The organism is Rhizobium sp. P38BS-XIX (assembly GCF_012641435.1).
Taxonomy (GTDB): domain Bacteria; phylum Pseudomonadota; class Alphaproteobacteria; order Rhizobiales; family Rhizobiaceae; genus Rhizobium.
The window spans coordinates 24,189-40,781 of the sequence record NZ_JABAIJ010000019.1 but is presented as its reverse complement, the minus strand read 5'-3'; the positions used below and the strand labels follow the sequence as shown (position 1 = coordinate 40,781).

Genomic DNA, 16,593 nt, shown 5'->3' with positions numbered 1-16,593 from the left:
ACGCGGATGATTTGACAATGAAGGCCGAACGCGAAGCGGATGAGGCAGATATCCGCATCGGCCGGCGCGTGAGAGCTTTGCGGCTGGAGAAAAACCTGTCGTTGGCCGACCTTGCCGCGAAAGCCGGGATATCGATCGGCGCATTGAGCCAGATCGAGCGCGGCATGTCATCGCTGCGCGTGCGCGTGATCTGGCCGCTGGCCGCCGCACTCGATGTCGAACCTTCGGCTTTGATTACCGACGGCAATGAGCCGGTCAACGATCTCTATTGCGTTCGCGCCAACAGCCGCCGTGCCCTCCCCGTACATTCAGACGGCATCACCAAGGATCTGCTGTCGCCGCCCGGCGCATCGCTGACCGGCATGGTGGTGACGGTCGAGCCCGGCGGCGGCACCGAGGCCTATGCTCATAGCGGCCATGAATTCGGCATCGTCACCACAGGCGAAGCCGAACTGGTGGTCGATTCCACACGCTATCTCTTGAAGACGGGCGACAGTTTCGCCTTCAAGAGTACGCTCCTGCACTCCTTCCGCAACCCCGGAACCGAGCGCTGCACCATTCTCTGGGTCAACACGACCAAGCCTTCGGAGGCGCGCGATGGCGAGTAATGCCCTGCTTCGTCTCGAAAAAATCTCTAAGCACTTTGCCGGCGGCATCGTCGGCCTCAACGATATCGACCTCTCGATCGCCCAGGGCGAATTCCTGAGCCTGCTCGGCCCTTCCGGTTGCGGCAAGACGACGACGCTGCGCGTCATTGCCGGCTTCGAGGCGCCGACAGATGGCCATGTCTGGCTCGATGGCCGGGATATTACGCCGCTTCGCGCCTTCGACCGGCCGGTGAATACGGTGTTTCAGGATTATGCGTTGTTTCCGCATATGTCGGTCGCAGACAATGTCGGCTTCGGCCTGTCGCTCAGAAAAATCGCAGCCGCCGAGCGTCGCAAGCGGGTAGCAGCGGCGCTCGACATGGTCGGCCTTGCCGACAAGATAAACCAGCGCGTCCAGGCGCTTTCCGGCGGCCAGCGCCAGCGCGTAGCCCTTGCGCGGGCGATCGTCTGCGAGCCGCGTGTCCTTCTTCTCGACGAACCGTTGTCGGCACTCGATGCCCATTTGCGCGAGCAGATGCAGATCGAACTGAAGCGCCTTCAGCGCGAACTCGGGACCACTTTCGTTATGGTAACGCACGACCAGACGGAGGCGCTATCGATCTCCGATCGCATCGTGGTCATGAACAAGGCCCGCATCGAACAGATCGCATCACCCTCAGAACTTTACGATCGGCCGGCTACGACGTTTGTCGCGGGCTTCATCGGCTCGATGAACCTGCTCTGGGCAAAGCTCAGGAGCCGTGACACCTCGACCTTGCATCTTGCTTCCGGGAGCCTGGCTTTATCGGTGCCAGCGGCCGGCGATGCCGCGCTGAAGTCGGGCGATGCCACAACGGTCGGCGTCCGGCCCGAGGATATTCTTCTTTCACGCGAGCGCATCGACGGCGCCGCCGGCGCAAGAGTGGAAAGCGTGGTCTTCCAGGGCCGTAGCCTGCGGGTCCATCTCTTGACGGACGATAATATCAGCCTGACAGCAGACATACCGCGCCAAGCCGAATTGGCAGCCATGGCGGTTGGCGAGCAGATCTTCGCCTCGCTGAGGCCCGGTGCCGCCTGCCCGGTTCTGCCGAGCTGACCGGCAAATGAAAGAGTGAACGACAAGGAGGACACATGAACAACCACCTGAAATTCTTTATCGACGGCTCCTGGGTCGATCCCGTCACCCCCAAATCGATCGAGGTCATCGATCCTTCGACCGAGGAAGCCTATACGGCAATATCCGGCGGTTCGGCTGCCGATGTCGACAAAGCCGTGGCAGCTGCAAAGAAAGCCTTTGTAAGCTTCTCGCGTACGTCCAAGATAGATCGCCTCGCTCTGCTGAAGCGAATTCTCGAATGCTATAACGAGCGCTTTGAGGATATCGCTCAGGCTGTCAGCCAGGAAATGGGTGCGCCCTTGCCCTTCGCCCGCGATTCTCAGGCCTGGGCCGGTCGCGGCCACATGGAAGCGACGATTGCCGCTTTCGAGGAATACGAATTCACCGAGAAGCGCGGCACGACGACAGTCGTCAAGGAGCCGATCGGCGTCTGCGCGCTGATCACGCCCTGGAACTGGCCACTCAATCAGATCGTCTGCAAGGTTGCTCCCGCGATCGCCGCCGGCTGCACTGTCGTCCTGAAGCCCTCCGAGATCGCGCCGATCAGCGGCATCATCTTCGCCGAGGTCATGGAAGCCGCCGGCACGCCAAAGGGTGTGTTCAACCTCCTCAACGGCACCGGCCCGGATGTCGGCCAGGTGATGGCCGGCCATCCGGATGTCGACATGGTGTCCTTCACCGGCTCGACGCGAGCCGGTATCATTGTCGCCAAGACTGCGGCCGATACCGTCAAGCGCGTTGCCCAGGAGCTCGGCGGCAAATCGGCCAATATCATCCTGCCGGACGCCGATTTCGACACGGCCGTGACAAAGGGTGTACAAGGCTGCTTCAGCAACACCGGCCAGTCCTGCGACGCGCCGACCCGGATGCTGGTTCCCGCCGATCGCCATGACGAGGTGCTTGCAATCGCCAAGAAAGCGGCGGAAGCCATCAAGACCGGCGATCCGCGCGCCGATGGCGTCAATCTCGGTCCTGTCGTCAGCCAGATCCAGTACGACAAGATCCAGCGGCTGATCGAGAGCGGCATCAATGAAGGCGCAACGCTCGTCACCGGCGGTCCTGGCCGGCCCGAAGGGCTCAATCGCGGCTACTACATCCGCCCGACGATCTTCGGCCATGTCAAACCGGAGATGACGATTTCACGCGAGGAAATCTTCGGCCCTGTTCTCTCCATCATTTCCTATGAGAGCGAAGAGGATGCAGTGCGCATCGCCAACGACACGGTCTACGGCCTTGCCGCCTATATCCAATCTCAAGATATCGAACACGCACGCGCTGTCGCCCAGCAGATGCGCGCCGGTTCGGTCTATCTGAATTACCCCGACTGGGACACGTTCGCGCCGTTTGGCGGATACAAGCAGTCCGGCAACGGCCGCGAATATGCCGATTGGGCCATTCACGACTTCCTCGAAATCAAGGGCATCGTCGGCTGGGGCTGAGGTGCTAGCGGCTGCCGCGCCACGCAAAACGATCAATATGGATAGGATCAGACCCGGGATTGCGCTTGCAAACCCGGACCTGAATCTTTGGCAATCAAGCGAATATCCTCATCATCATGACGTCACAGAGACGCGGTGATGCCGCCATCGACGTAGAGAATATGGCCATTGACGAAGGAAGAGGCATCGGACGCAAGGAAGACGCAGGCGCCGATCAGCTCTTCGATTTGCCCCCATCGTCCGGCAGGCGTGCGCCGTTCCAGCCAGCGCGAGAATTCAGCATCGGCAACGAGCGCCGCGTTTAGCGGCGTATCGAAATAGCCCGGCGCGATGGCGTTGCACTGCAGGCCGTGCCGTGCCCAATCGGTCGCCATTCCCTTGGTCAGGTTGCCGACTGCGCCCTTTGTTGCGGTGTAGGGGGCAATACCCGGACGAGCGAGCGCCGTCTGGACACTGGCGATGTTGATGATCTTGCCATGACCACGCTTGATCATGTGCCGGGCGACTGCCTGCCCGACATTGAACACCGACGATATATTGGTATGCAGCAATTTCTCGAATGCGTCGGGCGGAAATTCCTCCAGGGGCGACCGATGCTGCATGCCCGCATTGTTGACCAGAATGTCGATGGAGCCAAGTTCGACCTCCAGCGCATCAATAGCTATTCTGGCTGCCGCGTGATCGGTGACATCGAATGCCGCCGTCTTCACCGTGCCGCCCAGACGTTGGGCGGCGTCGGCCAATTTGCTGATGTCACGGCCGTTCAACACGACTTCGGCGCCGGCATCGAGAAGCCCTTTGGCCAGTCCAAAACCGATGCCCTGGCTTGAGCCTGTAACCAGAGCCCGTTTGCCGGACAGATCGAAAAGATGATGGGTCATGGTTCTCTTCTCAGCCTGTTACGCGCCGCGCAACTCGCTCTCGACCTTGAAGAGGGACTCTTCGAAGACGTCGGCGATTGTGTCCACCTGCGTCTCGTCGATGACGAAGGGCGGGCAGAAGGTGATCGTGTTACCCTGTGGCCGCAGAATGATACCAGCCGCTTTCGCGTATTTGTCGATCCGCGACAAGACGTCAAGCTCCGGAGCCGGTGGAGCGCCGCTTGTCTTGTCCGCCACGATCTCGACACCCAGAATGAGGCCGCGACCGCGCACTTCGCCGACGATGGAGGATGCCTCGCCGATTGCCTGCAACCGCCGCATCAGGCGACCGCCCAGCCGGCCGACTGTTTGGACGACGTCCATATCGCGGTAGATCGCAATCGTCTCGTTGATGATGGCAGCACCGACCGGATGACCCGAATTGGTGAAGCCATGTCCAAAGTTGGTCTTGCCGCTGTTGATGCTCTTGACCGACTCGTAGATGTGCGGCCCGACCGCGACAGCGGAAATCGGGAAATAGGACGACGACATGCCCTTGGCCATCGCCATCATGTCGGGTTGGATCCCCATTGTATCGCAGCCGAACCAGCTGCCCGTGCGACCGAAGCCGCAGACGATTTCATCCGCCAGAAACAGGATCCCGTATTTGCGCAGGATCTGCTGGATTTTGGTGAAGTATCCATCCGGCGGCACGATGACGCCCGCACCAGCATTGATCGGCTCGGCGATGAAGGCGCCGATGGTTTCGGGTCCCTCTCGCAAGATGGTCTCTTCAAGTTCGTTGGCGAGACGCGTCACGAAGTCTTCGACGGTTTCGCCGGGGTGACGACCGCGATAGGCGTCCGGGCAGGAAACATGCACGATGCCGTCAAGCGGCAGGCCGAACTCGCGATGCATATGCGGCAGTCCGGTCAGCGAGGCGGCAAAGATCGTGGAGCCGTGAAAGGCGCGATCTCGGGCGATGATCTTGCGCCGGCCTTCCTGCCCCAGGGCCTTGAAATGCAGCCAGGTCAGCTTGACCATGGTTTCCACCGCCTCGGAACCCGAGGTTGCAAAGAAGACGCGCGCATCGTTGATCGGCACAAGCTCGGCAACGGCTTCGGCCGCCGTGATCGCCGACGGCGAGGCCCGCCCCCCAAACGTGTGGTAAAAACCCAGCGTGTCATAGGCCTTGGCGGCGGCAGCCGCGAGGCGGTCATTGGTAAAGCCGAGCGAGGCACACCAAAGCCCTGCCATGGCGTCCAGATAGCGGTTTCCTTCGCTGTCTATGACGTAAGGCCCCTCTCCGCTCGCAATGATGAACGGCCCGGCTTGCTCGTGTAGCGCGGGGTTGGTCTGCGAATGCAACGTGTGACGCAGGTCGCGATCACGCAGGGAATTGGAGCCGGATAAGGTCATGGAAGCCTCGATTGTATCGGCGAGCCATTGGTCGCCGAAGCTGAAATGCGTCTGTTTCATCAATCCGGGCGATCCCACATGGCGCCGCCATCAAACGATGGCAGTTCGCGGCCGAATTTGATATTGGTATATCCAAAGTGGTTTTACCAATTTTGTCAAGTCGAGGTTTATGCTTTAGAAGGTGCCGAACGAAGAGTTTCGGCTTACACGTCGAGCGCGATTGGCATAATCTGGCGCAACAGGCATGAGAAAAGAGAGCGACGCCGTATGGAGTTGAATGAAGCATCCAAGGCCACGGAAAACGCGGAAATATCCAAGGAGCCGTCCTTTCAGCGTGCCTATGAGACTGTGGCGAGCGATATTGCCGCGATGATCCGCGCCAAATACGAGATCGGCGACAAGCTGCCGGCGGAGCGTGATTTCGCGGCCCGATTCGGCGTATCGCGCCCAACAGTTCGTGAGGCGTTGTTGCGCCTTTCTCTTGCGGGCATGGTCGAGGTCCGCAAGAATAGCGGCGTTTACGTCACGAGCCGGCAGGAGCTTGCCAACATCGTCGAGGCCGGCACCGGCCCGTTCGAAAACCTCGACGCGCGCATCACGATCGAGCCTGAGATTGCAGCGCTTGCGGCCGGAAAGATGACGGATCCGTTTCTTGCCCAGCTCGCCGACGCGATTGCGATGATGCGCTGGGAGCATTCTCAAGGGCAGGAAGCCGACGTCGGCGATCGCCGCTTTCATGTCACCATCGCCAGCGCCACCGGCAACGCAACGCTCGTCAGCATCGTCGACCAGCTCTGGAAGAGCCAGTTGGAGTCGCGAATCTGGAATGAAATTCACCGCCGGATGCATATGCGTACCTATTGGCCCATGTGGCTCGCGGATCACGAGCGGATATTCGAAGCGATGCAGTCGCGAAATCCCGACGATGCGCGGCGTGCCATGCACCGGCACATCCGCAACATCAAAGACACGCTTCTGAAGGAGTCCTCACCGGCGAAAACGAAAGCCGCAGATGAGGACGACACACTATAAAGTCGCATGTTCGGTAGCAGTGGTCCCAAGATCATCGTGGGCACTCACAGCGACAGAAAGGTCCGGAACTCCTGGCTGCTCGGCGTGTTGAAGACCATGTCGGGTGGACCGTCTTCCAGAATGCGCCCGCCATGCATGAAGATCACCCGGTGGGCGACCTTCTGGGCGAAGCTCATCTCGTGCGTGACGACGACCATCGCCATGCCTGACTTGGCGAGATTTTCCATGACGCTCAGCACTTCGCCGGTCAGCTCCGGATCAAGCGCGGACGTCACCTCGTCGAACAGCATGAGCTTCGGTTCCATCGCAAGCGATCGTGCGATGGCGACGCGCTGCTGCTGGCCGCCGGACAGACGATCCGGATAGGCATCGAATTTCTCGAGAAGACCGACTTTCGCCAGCACCGCTCGCGCTCTTTCCTCGGCCTGTGACGAGCCGAGCTTTTTGACCAGCTTCGGTGCCAGCATGATGTTCTGCCCGACCGTCAGATGCGGAAACAGATTATACTGCTGGAATACGATACCGACGTCCTTGCGCAGATCGCGTAACGGCGTGGCATCGTAGCTCATGTTATGGCCGGCGACCTCGATCGTACCGGCCTGCACTCTTTCGAGGCCATTGAGGCAACGCAGCAGCGTCGACTTGCCCGATCCGCTGCGGCCAAGCAATACCAACACTTCTCCGGCCGCCACCTCCATGTCGACCTCGTGAAGCACGACGTGATCACCGAAGCTCTTCCGCAGCCCCTTTACCTTAACGACCGGCATGCAAACGAACCTCCAGTTTACGACTGAGCATGGAAAGCGGGAAGCAGATCACGAAATAGATCAGGCAAACCACCGTGAAGACTTTCATGGGAGCCATGGTGGCATTGTTCATCATGCCCGCCGCGCGCATCAGCTCCGTCATGCCGACTATACTGGTGAGCGAGGTGTTCTTGACGATCTGGACGAAGAAGCCGACCGTCGGCGGCGTCGAGATGCGAATGGCCTGCGGCAGGATGACGTAACGGTAGAGTTGCCAGGGCGTCAGCGCCAGAGCCTCGGCCGCCTCGAATTGCGTTCGCGGCACGGCCTCGATGCTGCCGCGCCAGATTTCTCCCAGAAAGGCCGAGGCAAAGAAGGTCAACGCGATGGCTGCGGCGACGATCGGCGACAGCGCGAAGCCGACCAGGCTCAGCCCGTAGTAGATGAGGAACAACTGCATCAGCAGCGGCGTGTTTTGAAACACCTGCACATAGGCGCCGCTGACCGCACGCAGGATCGATGAAGACGACACCCGCGCCAGTGCGATGACGAAGCCGACCAGGCCACCGAGAATGAACGTCAGCACCGAGAGATAAAGGGTCCACTGAGCCGCCTGGATCAGGAAGATAACGTCGTTGGATCCGAAGTAACGCATCTGTTTTCTCCCCTCAGGCTCGGCTTCGCCGCGCGCCGCGCGGCATCCAGGGCCAGATCGCGCGAACGACAAGCGACAGGATGCTTCGCAGCACGAAGGCCAGGACAAAATAGATCGCGGTCACCACGAGATAGGTTTCGAATGTGCGGAACGTCTCCGACTGGATTCGGCCGGCCGCCGCCGTCAATTCCTGCACCGCGATGACGGAAACCACGCTCGATCCCAGCATCTGCAGCACGAATTGGCTGGTCAGAGCCGGAAAGACCTTCGCAAGCGCCGGCGCCAGCTTCACATGCAGAAAAATCTGGAAAGGCGTGAGCGCCAGACTTTCCGCTGCCTCAACCTGTGCTTTCGGAATGGCATCGAGCCCTGCACGAACGATTTCCGTCACATAGGCCCCAAGATTGATACTGAGCGCGACGCTTGCGAGTATGTAAGGCGACGGGCGGATGTGGAGACCGAACCAGAGCGCCATCTGCGGCAGCCCGAAAGCGACCATATAAAGCTGCGCCAGAAAAGGCGTATTGCGGATGATCTCGACATAGGTCGTCGCCAGCCAGCGGCTGACAAGGCTCCCCTCTCGCGTCGCCCTTGCGCAGATCACGCCGAGCAAGAAGCCGGCAATGGTGGCGATGACGGAGAGCTTGATCGTCATCAGCAAACCGCTGACGATCAAGTCCGTTCTCTGAAAAACGGCGCCGAACTGGAAGACGTAGTCCATCAAAGCATCCCAGTTTCATGGAAAGATAAATCTGCGCCAGCCGGATGAAGCCGGCTCGCGCGACAATTCATTGTCTCGGACGTTGCCTGGACGGCAAGCGATCTTCAACTGGCTCGCGGCTCAGTGCAGCGGCGGCATCGGGATGCCCAGCCACTTCTTGTGAAGCTCGTTCAGGTACCCATTCTTCTCGTTGAAGAAGATCCAGGTATTGACCCATTGCAGGAGATCGGTGTCGCTGCGGCGCATGGCGATGCCGGCATAGACGGAGAACGCGTCGAACTTCTGCTCGAGATGCAGATCGGGGAAGCGCTTGGCGAGATCGTCCGCGACGCTCGTGCCAAACACGGTCCCGTCGATCTGGTTGGTTGCCAAAGACTGGATGACCGTCGCGTCGTCATCGTAGCGGCGGACATCGGCACCGTTGGCGAAGCGGGTGACGATATCGTCCTGCATGGTGCCGCGGGTCACGCCGATGACCTTGCCCGACGTATCGCCGAACGCTTTCATGGCGGTATCCTTCGAGGCGATCATCACCATCGGATAGGAGGTGTAAGGATTGGAAAGTGCGACGGTCGCTGCGCGCTGCGGATTGATGCCCACCGTTGCGATGACGAGATCGGCCTTGTTCGTCACCAGCGCCGGAACGCGATTGGCGCCCGTGACAACAAGCATATCGAGCTGGACGCCGAGATCCTTGGCGATTGCCTTGGCGATATCGATATCGAGACCTTCGACCTCGTTGTTGGCGCCGATGCGGCTATAGGGCGGAACGTCGTTCTGCACGGCGATGGTGATTTTCTTCGACGAGATGATGCGGTCGAGCGTCGATTCCGCATAGGCGGGTGCAGCGGCAATCGTCATGGCTGCCAGGGCAGCCAGCATCTGGATCGATTTTTTGAAACGTCTCATATGTAGTTCCCCTTTTTCTTCGCGCTTTGCGCGGGCGTTATTGTTCCAGAGACCGGTTGCCCGATCTCTGGCCTGCGGTTGAGAGCACTATTTGTAGCTTTCGAAGGTCGGTCTCGTCTTATAGACCGGGAGCGCCTGCTCGAAGGCGGCTGATGCCTGAAGCACCCCGAGATCGTCGAAACGTTGACCGACGATTTGCAATCCGACAGGCAACCCTGCTGTGTCGAAGCCGCACGGAATGACGGCCGCAGGGTTTCCGGAGAAATTGAACGGATACATGAATTCCGCCCACGCCATCCAATCCCAATCGTGCTGCGGCCAATGGTCCGGGCGCATCTGCTTCGGCGGGAATGCGGTAACAGAGGCCGCCGGAGTGAGCAAGAAATCCCAGTCCTCGAGGAACGTCTGCATCTCGGCGATGTAATCGTATTTATCCTGACGGCGCAGCAGATAGTCGGCGGAGGTATAATCGGCGCCGGCCCGCATGCAGGCAACAAAATCCGGACCCATGCGATCTTCCCATTCCGGAAGGATCGACAGGCGGCGCGCCTCTTTTGCCGCCCAGAAGAAGCGTGCGAGATCGACGCCCTTCGGTCCCCAGGATGGCGTCACTTCCTCAACCGTCGCGCCGAGCGAGGCAAAGACGTCAGCCGCTGCGCGGATTGACTTTTCGACATCGGGGTCCACGCGCGCATGACCGAGATCGATGCTGAATGCGATCCGCTTGCCCTTCATCGACGCGCCAAGCGCCGAGAAGTAATCCGGCGGCGGCGTCTCGGAGCTGGTGTGATCGAGATAGTGCGGCCCTGCCATGATGCGCAGCATGATCGCGCTTTCGGCGACCGTGCGCGTCATCGGACCGATATGCGTGCCATAATCATTGTTTGAAACCGGAACATGCGGCACGCGGCCATAGGTCGGCTTCAGGCCGTAGATCGAGCAGAAGTGCGCGGGCATGCGGATCGAGCCGCCGCCATCGGACCCGAGATGAAGCGGGCCAAAGCCGGCAGCAGCAGCAACGGCGGCACCCGCAGACGAAGCGCCGGCATTCAGGCCCTTTGCAAATGGATTGTGCGTGATGCCGGTGCGCGGGCTATAGCTGAGACCGGACCAGGCCATTTCGGAGGTCGTCGTCTTGCCGAGAACGACGGCACCCGCGTCACGAAGACGCTTGACGACAACATTATCTTCCGACGCAACGCCCGTCGTGCCGGCGAGCCAATTGGAGCCCGTCTCCGTCTTGAAGCCTGCGACGTCATAAGCATCCTTGATGGTCACTGGGATACCGAGAAGAGGCTTGGAAATGCCTTTGGCGCGATCCTCATCCGCCTTTTTCGCGTCGGCCAGCGCCAATTCCGGCGTCATGACTGCGAATGCGTTCAGATGTGGATTGACCTCATCAATGCGCGCCAAAACGGCTTTCGTCACTTCCGTTGCGGAGAGATCTCCACGCGCGTAGCTCGACGACAGCTCCATGGCAGACATGTAGCCAATTTCGGCATTCTTCGAAAAATCAGTATTGCTCACCAGACTTCCCTGTTCCCGATAGTCATGCGCTCACCGACGTAGCGCGGTGTTTTTTTGCAAAGTGGTCTAACCACTCTGGTAACTCCAATATGCCGTGTGTTTTTTTGAAGTCAAATGGATTCTTGTGCGCTGGAAACATCCAAGCCGACCGGAAGCTTCAGCGGTTTCGACAGGAAGAACCGCGCGAAAACCGGTATCCTCGTTCTTTCTCCGGATAGGGGGCTCGCTGAATTTAGACCACGCTCAAGAATGGTATTTGACGGCCATGGTCACGACGATCGAATTCAAGAAGCCAATGCGAGGCTTTACAACTTTTGAATTTGGAGAAGCACGCCAAGAGCAGCGCGGTTACGCCGAATAAGCCATGCATGAAATCAGCCAGCACCGCGCCTTGGTACAGTCCGTTGTGCCGATCTTGGTTCTGTTTGACGAACAACACCTCTCATATTCTTAGTCGATAACCGCTCGCTATCGAGCCTGCGCATATCGACGTGCCCGGAACAACTTCCCCACGGCAGCCGATGCTCCACGGTTCGAAGCGGCAGGGAAGAGGAATTCGAAATGACCACGTCTTGGTCTGGCAGCGGCCGATGGAACGTCTTTGCAAATGCAAAACTCAGGGAAAGGCCCGCGAAGGTGGGTATTGCCGCCGCGATCTCGCTCGCCGTTGGCGCCGCAATCCTGGCAATCGGCTTCAGCCACCACACATCAGGCACCGATTTCACCGTGGCGATGGAGCATCATGCCGGCATGCATGCCTCCGAAACAGCCACTCCAGCCGAGGCAGGCAGGCCCACTACCGTCGTAAAGCCGATATCCTGCGAAAAACTGCCGAACGTTCCAGGGAAATCCCTGACGCTGGCGCTCGTGGATTATCCTCCCGATGCCTATACCCCGCGCCATCGCCACCCCGGTTCGGTGTCCGCCTTTGTCACGAAAGGGACTTTGCGCTCGCAGCTCGCCGGAGGGCCGGTCGGCACATACAGCGTGGGCCAGACGTGGTTCGAACCGCCGGGCGCCGTTCATCTCTTTGCCGAAAACGCCAGCAAGACGGAGCCCGCGCAAATCCTCGCCATGTTCATTGCCGACGACAATTGCGGCCCGCTCGTCATTCCGGATTGATCCGCGATCGAGGGCAACACCCATTAGCGCTTCGCTCGATGAGCCTCGGCCTGCACCGGTTTGCATCGCTCAACCTCTCCTTTTCGAGGTAGTCTTCGAAGAGGAGTTGGTACTTTCGGTCGACTAGGGCTCGATCGTGATCGGGGTGCCGTTTGGCACCAGCGCCCATATCTCACGCATCTGCGAATTGGTCACGGCAATACAACCATCCGTCCAATCCCACAGGTGATGGATGCCGCCGAGCCAGCCCCAGCCATTCGGCAACCCATGCACCATGATATTGCCGCCGGCGGAATAGCCGGCGCTCTTTGCTCTCTGGCTATCCTCCGGACTCGGATAGGAGATATGGAGGCTGAGATAGTCGAACGATCGGCGGTTGCGCCAATCAATGGCATAGGTGCCGACGGGCGTTCTGCCATCGCCTTCACGCTGCTTGGCGCCGGCATTCGCACCCCGACCAAGCGAAATGCGATAAGAGGCGATCACCTGGTGCGCGCGCAGTAGGTCCATGCGCCGGCTGGCCTTATAGACGTGGATTTCGTCGGCCTGCCTGTCTGCCTCCAGTGCGGCTGGCGGATCTCCAGGGGCGATGCGGGCCATCAGAATGGTGTAGCCGAGCAGGACAAAAACCAGAACAGTGACGAGAAGAACAATCCGTGCGATTTTGGAGTCGATAAGTCTCTTCACTCGAGCGACCACACAGGCATAGCGGGATCGATGGCCCTTGCCGGGCGCGGAATCTCAAGCCCTGCCGTCGGCCAGGGCAGCCGGCGCCAGGGACTTGCCCTATCGCTGAGCAACTGCTGCACGATCCCATCAAAATGATCGAGGCGGTTCGTCCCGCGCCAGAGGTTACGTGAAAGACGAAAATCCTCGGCATATTCGGCCCAGCTGGTGAACCGGCGCTGCACGTCGCGCGCCACGTCGAGCAGATAGTCCCACATGAATTGATCGGAAATCCAGCCGAGCAGCCATCCGGAACGCGCGAGCATAACGGCACGTGCTGCGTCGAAACCGATCAGATCGCCGCCGCGCACGCCATCGGCATCAGCCTGTATGGCATCGACGCGCCACAACTCCTCCAAGGCATCCGGATTCTCCCGGCCGATGTCGCGAAGCTCTTCGCGACGCGCTGCGATCGACGGCCGCCGCCAGATGCTGTAACGGCGCAATTCCAGTCCATGATCTCGCCTGTGCCCTTCCACACCCAGCCAGTTCAGCACACGCAGCAGGTCTTCCGGCCCCTCCACAGACCATCCATCCTTCAACATGTCCCTGAGGGCGGGAACCGTATCCTTGACGGGCTCAGGCAGCGCGTTGAGCGGTACCTGATGCTGCACGTGATAGGGCGCACCCAGTGCGTAGGCCCAGGCTTGGGCGGGCGTCCATTCAGGCGCCTTGCGCATGAGGATCAACTTCGGTGCCTGCTTTGCCATCATTGGCCCTTTTGTCGATAAAGATGGACTTTTGACGCCGAGCCATCCTTGTAAATGACCTTCACACTGACGAATTGCAGGCCAACGGGAGCTTCTACATAGATACGCGTCTGCGGGCCGATTTCGGCCGGCCATGTCTTTGCATCGCCTTCGACCGGAAATGTCTGGTCCGGATCTTCACGATCAAGCCCGTAGCGGATTTCCTTGACTGCCGCCGCGCATGACAAAATCTGTGAGAAATAGACGAGTGTGTGGCCATTGAAGCGGCGTAACTCGACCCAGGCTGAAACGGTTTCGTCGAGGATCTGGCGCGCCTGTTGATCCCCCGACTTCTCCGAAAAAGTTGGACCAGAGCGGAGAAGCCCGAAACCTTGTGTGCTGTAGCCGACGACGATCACGCATAAAACGAGAATGAGGGCGATGGTCCACGTCAGTTGCGAATATTCACGCTCGTAAAATTTCAGAGGTTTTTTGGGGGCAACCGATGGCGCGGCGCCAGCAACAATCAGAGGTGGGCCTTCGACGGCCTCGCGCAATGCCGCAAGTCGGCGGGGATCGAAGCGCAGCAGCACAAATTCTCCGTGCTCCAACAGGGCATTCATCAACGCCCCTACTCCCTCCTTCTGGGCATCGGTCAATCCAGAGGCAGGCATCGTCGCTTGACCGCGGCCAAGTGCAAAGGCGGCGACAACGTCACCGGAATTCGCGGCGCGTTCTCTGAGCTCTCCATACCAGTCCTCGGCGGCCACACGCCTCATCAGAATGGAATGCGCTCTTGGATCGGCCATGGCGGCAAAGCCGCTTGCGTCGCGCCATTCGAAGCGATCCACGAGATGATAGAACAGCCGGGCAGACAGGTTTCTCTGCAATGCCACGGCATGAAACAGGGCCGCACCGATCGCCGCGAGTGACGGATCGCCCGGCTGCTTCACCGAGAAAAGCCGATCGACCAGCTTGACGGCGGCATCAACATCTCCAGCCTGCCGGAAACTTGTCAATCGACGAACGAAGGCATCAGCCTCCTCCGCATGCGGATCGACTGTAGGGGCAACCGCTTCAGCGGCCACCGGCCTTGCGGCGAGGATCCGTTCATAAGCTTCACGCAACGCCTGGAAGCCGGCCGGATCAGCTTCGGGATTGACCGATTTCAGCTTGCGACCATAGGCCCGACGAATGGCCGTCTCATCCACTGTCGGCTCGAGGTCCAGAAGCGCCCAATCTTCCATGTTCAAGAACGCGTTCATCGTTTCTGCGCCGCTTCAATTCTGTCGATCATAGCTTCGAGTTCCGCCCCGCTCATTGCGGCCGCCTGTTGTTCCTCATTGGCCAGCGCGGCCTCGAAATGAGCGATGCACCGCGCGAGTTCCTCGCGATGCGAACCCAGGCTCTCCTCATAAGCGCGCTCGGCGCGTGCCAGCAGCAACCTGTTTCGCGCCGCCTCACGCGCCGGCAACTTCAGGTGCGCCAGAGCCGCCATCTTTTCCTTGATCTCGTCCGCGCTTAGCACGCCGGCGTGCTGCTCGATAATAATACGTTCGGCGACACCATCGATCATGCTGCGGGCGGAAACTTCGAGTAGACCGTTGATGTCGTAGGTGAACCGCACCTCGATCGTTTGCTCCTCCCTGCGGCGTGGCTGAAGCTCGAGCATCAGCTTGCCGAGCGGGATATTGTCTTTCACCAGACGGCTTTCGCCCTGATAGATCCGGACATTGACCTGCGGCTGGAAATCATGAACCGGCGTCACCGTCTGCACGCGGCTGACGGGAACCACCGTATTGCGTTCGATGATCGGCAGCAGCCGCCCGCTTGCGCTTCCGCCACCGAAGGATTCCACCACCTCGATACCGAGCGTGTAGGGCGCAACATCAGTCAGAACGACATCGGAAAGCGCCTTGTCGCGCGTCTTCAGGCCGGCCTGAACGGCTGCGCCAAGTGCGACCACGCGGTCCGGGTCGATGGTCTGGAGCGGAAAGCGGCCGAACAGCGTGGCCGCAAGCTTTCGCACCGCAGGCATCCGCGTCGCACCGCCGGCAAGGACGATATGCGAGAGGTCTTCGCGGCGGATGCGGCTGTCGGCCAGAGCGCGCGCGACAGGCTTTCTAAGACGATCAAGCAGCGGCTCGCTGATGCGCAAGAACGTTGCCGCATCGAGAACCGCTTTCGCCGTACGGCCGTCGATCTCAAATTCCATCACGGCCTGATCTTCAACGCCAAGCGCACGCCGAGCCTGTTCGGCTGCGCGACGCAAGCGCATATGCGCCGAAGAGCCGGAGGAACTCGCATCATCCTGCAAGGGGATATCGATCCGGGCTGTCTCCCGGAACCAGTCCATGATGGCTGAATCGAAATCTTCCCCGCCAAGGAAGTTGTCGCCGGCCGTCGCCCTGACCTCCATGACGCCGTCAAACAGATCGATGACCGACACGTCGAACGTGCCGCCTCCAAGGTCGAAGACCAGAATTTTGCCGTCGCGGCCGGCCTGCTGTTCGTGCAATCCGTAGGCCAATGCCGCTGCGGTCGGCTCGTTGAGCACGCGCTCGACGCGCAATCCGGCGAGCTCGCCGGCAATCTTGGTCGCCTTGCGCTGCGCATCGTTGAAATAGGCCGGCACCGTGATGACGGCTTCTTCGACTGGCATTCCAAGAAAGGCTTCTGCATCGGCCTTCAAGGCCCTCAACACAAGGGAGGACAGCTCCTCGGCGCGAAAGGACCGATCGCCAAGCGTTGACGTTCGGCCGGTTCCCATCATTCGCTTGAACACAGCGGCCGAATGCTGGGGATGGCTGACCATGCGCTCCCGCGCAGCAGCTCCGACCAGAATATCGCCATTGCGATCCAGACTGACGACCGACGGTGTCAGCACCTCCCCCAAGGAATTGGGCACAAGCGTTGCTTCGCCGTCACGCCAGACGGAGGCCAGACTATTCGTCGTGCCAAGATCAATTCCGATAATCATGGGCCGCAAACTTGAATATCGTCGGGCATGGGGGCCTTCGGCAGAATGTCGATGAAATGCGCCG

Annotated in this window: 16 protein-coding genes; 5 read left to right on the top strand and 11 right to left on the bottom strand. The window is 60.0% G+C overall.

What is annotated here, in order from left to right; all coding sequences use genetic code 11:
• Positions 1-17 precede the first annotated feature (17 nt).
• From HGP17_RS32745 to HGP17_RS32735, 3 genes are read left to right on the top strand one after another with little or no spacing between them, the layout of a single operon-like run.
• Positions 18-608, top strand: a complete 591-nt coding sequence (locus HGP17_RS32745) for a cupin domain-containing protein (RefSeq protein WP_168816093.1) — start codon at positions 18-20, stop codon at positions 606-608.
• A complete protein-coding gene (locus tag HGP17_RS32740; RefSeq protein WP_168816091.1) occupies positions 598-1,683 on the top strand; it encodes an ABC transporter ATP-binding protein in 1,086 nt (361 codons plus the stop codon). The genes HGP17_RS32745 and HGP17_RS32740 overlap by 11 nt, the downstream gene beginning before the upstream one ends.
• Before the next feature lie 35 nt (positions 1,684-1,718).
• On the top strand, positions 1,719-3,143 hold the full coding sequence (locus HGP17_RS32735) for an aldehyde dehydrogenase family protein (RefSeq protein WP_168816089.1): 1,425 nt from the start codon (positions 1,719-1,721) through the stop codon (positions 3,141-3,143).
• 122 nt (positions 3,144-3,265) lie between these two features.
• Here HGP17_RS32735 and HGP17_RS32730 read toward each other — a convergent pair whose 3' ends face one another.
• Complete coding sequence (locus tag HGP17_RS32730) at positions 3,266-4,024, bottom strand: SDR family oxidoreductase (RefSeq protein WP_168816087.1); 759 nt, start codon at positions 4,022-4,024, stop codon at positions 3,266-3,268.
• Between the two features lie 18 nt (positions 4,025-4,042).
• Complete coding sequence (locus HGP17_RS32725; RefSeq protein WP_246704320.1) at positions 4,043-5,482, bottom strand: aminotransferase; 1,440 nt, start codon at positions 5,480-5,482, stop codon at positions 4,043-4,045.
• Positions 5,483-5,689: 207 nt separating this feature from the next.
• On the opposite strand from HGP17_RS32725, the gene HGP17_RS32720 reads away from it, so the two are divergent.
• Positions 5,690-6,454 (top strand): FadR/GntR family transcriptional regulator, encoded by a 765-nt coding sequence (locus HGP17_RS32720; RefSeq protein ID WP_168816085.1) that lies wholly within the window; start codon positions 5,690-5,692, stop codon positions 6,452-6,454.
• Between the two features lie 44 nt (positions 6,455-6,498).
• On the opposite strand, the gene HGP17_RS32715 is transcribed toward HGP17_RS32720, so the two are convergent.
• From HGP17_RS32715 to HGP17_RS32695, 5 genes are all read right to left on the bottom strand, one after another.
• Positions 6,499-7,221 (bottom strand): amino acid ABC transporter ATP-binding protein, encoded by a 723-nt coding sequence (locus HGP17_RS32715; RefSeq protein WP_168816083.1) that lies wholly within the window; start codon positions 7,219-7,221, stop codon positions 6,499-6,501.
• Entirely contained in the window at positions 7,208-7,855 is a 648-nt protein-coding gene (locus HGP17_RS32710; RefSeq protein WP_168816081.1) for an amino acid ABC transporter permease, read from the bottom strand. Before HGP17_RS32710 ends, HGP17_RS32715 begins: the two co-directional genes overlap by 14 nt.
• A 13-nt stretch (positions 7,856-7,868) precedes the next feature.
• The gene (locus HGP17_RS32705; RefSeq protein WP_168816079.1) at positions 7,869-8,576 is read right to left on the bottom strand and encodes an amino acid ABC transporter permease; all 708 of its coding nucleotides are present in this window, start codon (positions 8,574-8,576) and stop codon (positions 7,869-7,871) included.
• A 120-nt stretch (positions 8,577-8,696) separates the two neighbouring features.
• Entirely contained in the window at positions 8,697-9,485 is a 789-nt protein-coding gene (locus HGP17_RS32700; protein ID WP_168816077.1) for a transporter substrate-binding domain-containing protein, read from the bottom strand.
• An 87-nt stretch (positions 9,486-9,572) separates the two neighbouring features.
• The gene (locus HGP17_RS32695; protein WP_348649016.1) at positions 9,573-11,012 is read right to left on the bottom strand and encodes an amidase family protein; all 1,440 of its coding nucleotides are present in this window, start codon (positions 11,010-11,012) and stop codon (positions 9,573-9,575) included.
• A gap of 561 nt (positions 11,013-11,573) precedes the next feature.
• On the opposite strand from HGP17_RS32695, the gene HGP17_RS32690 reads away from it, so the two are divergent.
• Complete coding sequence (locus HGP17_RS32690) at positions 11,574-12,134, top strand: cupin domain-containing protein (protein WP_168816075.1); 561 nt, start codon at positions 11,574-11,576, stop codon at positions 12,132-12,134.
• Between the two features lie 123 nt (positions 12,135-12,257).
• On the opposite strand, the gene HGP17_RS32685 is transcribed toward HGP17_RS32690, so the two are convergent.
• From HGP17_RS32685 to HGP17_RS32670, 4 genes are all read right to left on the bottom strand, one after another.
• Positions 12,258-12,734, bottom strand: coding sequence for a L,D-transpeptidase family protein (locus HGP17_RS32685; RefSeq protein ID WP_168816138.1), 477 nt, complete (start codon positions 12,732-12,734; stop codon positions 12,258-12,260).
• Positions 12,735-12,817: 83 nt separating this feature from the next.
• On the bottom strand, positions 12,818-13,573 hold the full coding sequence (locus HGP17_RS32680) for a DUF1266 domain-containing protein (RefSeq protein WP_205926231.1): 756 nt from the start codon (positions 13,571-13,573) through the stop codon (positions 12,818-12,820).
• Positions 13,570-14,814 carry a J domain-containing protein gene (locus HGP17_RS32675; protein WP_168816071.1) on the bottom strand — a complete coding sequence of 415 codons (1,245 nt, stop codon included), beginning with the start codon at positions 14,812-14,814 and terminating at the stop codon, positions 13,570-13,572. Before HGP17_RS32675 ends, HGP17_RS32680 begins: the two co-directional genes overlap by 4 nt.
• Positions 14,811-16,529: a molecular chaperone HscC gene (locus HGP17_RS32670; RefSeq protein ID WP_168816069.1), complete on the bottom strand. Its 1,719-nt coding sequence runs from the start codon at positions 16,527-16,529 to the stop codon at positions 14,811-14,813. Before HGP17_RS32670 ends, HGP17_RS32675 begins: the two co-directional genes overlap by 4 nt.
• Positions 16,530-16,593 lie beyond the last annotated feature (64 nt).

What these genes read in the sequence shown, in the direction of transcription:
- HGP17_RS32740 (WP_168816091.1), top strand. Translation starts at nt 598, where the DNA reads ATGGCGAGTAATGCCCTGCTTCGTCTCGAAAAAATCTCTAAGCACTTT.
- HGP17_RS32680 (WP_205926231.1), bottom strand. Translation starts at nt 13,573, where the DNA reads ATGATGGCAAAGCAGGCACCGAAGTTGATCCTCATGCGCAAGGCGCCT.
- HGP17_RS32705 (WP_168816079.1), bottom strand. Translation starts at nt 8,576, where the DNA reads ATGGACTACGTCTTCCAGTTCGGCGCCGTTTTTCAGAGAACGGACTTG.
- HGP17_RS32715 (WP_168816083.1), bottom strand. Translation starts at nt 7,221, where the DNA reads ATGCCGGTCGTTAAGGTAAAGGGGCTGCGGAAGAGCTTCGGTGATCAC.
- HGP17_RS32710 (WP_168816081.1), bottom strand. Translation starts at nt 7,855, where the DNA reads ATGCGTTACTTCGGATCCAACGACGTTATCTTCCTGATCCAGGCGGCT.
- HGP17_RS32700 (WP_168816077.1), bottom strand. Translation starts at nt 9,485, where the DNA reads ATGAGACGTTTCAAAAAATCGATCCAGATGCTGGCTGCCCTGGCAGCC.
- HGP17_RS32745 (WP_168816093.1), top strand. Translation starts at nt 18, where the DNA reads ATGAAGGCCGAACGCGAAGCGGATGAGGCAGATATCCGCATCGGCCGG.
- HGP17_RS32725 (WP_246704320.1), bottom strand. Translation starts at nt 5,482, where the DNA reads ATGAAACAGACGCATTTCAGCTTCGGCGACCAATGGCTCGCCGATACA.
- HGP17_RS32720 (WP_168816085.1), top strand. Translation starts at nt 5,690, where the DNA reads ATGGAGTTGAATGAAGCATCCAAGGCCACGGAAAACGCGGAAATATCC.
- HGP17_RS32685 (WP_168816138.1), bottom strand. Translation starts at nt 12,734, where the DNA reads ATGGCCCGCATCGCCCCTGGAGATCCGCCAGCCGCACTGGAGGCAGAC.
- HGP17_RS32690 (WP_168816075.1), top strand. Translation starts at nt 11,574, where the DNA reads ATGACCACGTCTTGGTCTGGCAGCGGCCGATGGAACGTCTTTGCAAAT.
- HGP17_RS32670 (WP_168816069.1), bottom strand. Translation starts at nt 16,529, where the DNA reads ATGATTATCGGAATTGATCTTGGCACGACGAATAGTCTGGCCTCCGTC.
- HGP17_RS32675 (WP_168816071.1), bottom strand. Translation starts at nt 14,814, where the DNA reads ATGAACGCGTTCTTGAACATGGAAGATTGGGCGCTTCTGGACCTCGAG.
- HGP17_RS32735 (WP_168816089.1), top strand. Translation starts at nt 1,719, where the DNA reads ATGAACAACCACCTGAAATTCTTTATCGACGGCTCCTGGGTCGATCCC.
- HGP17_RS32730 (WP_168816087.1), bottom strand. Translation starts at nt 4,024, where the DNA reads ATGACCCATCATCTTTTCGATCTGTCCGGCAAACGGGCTCTGGTTACA.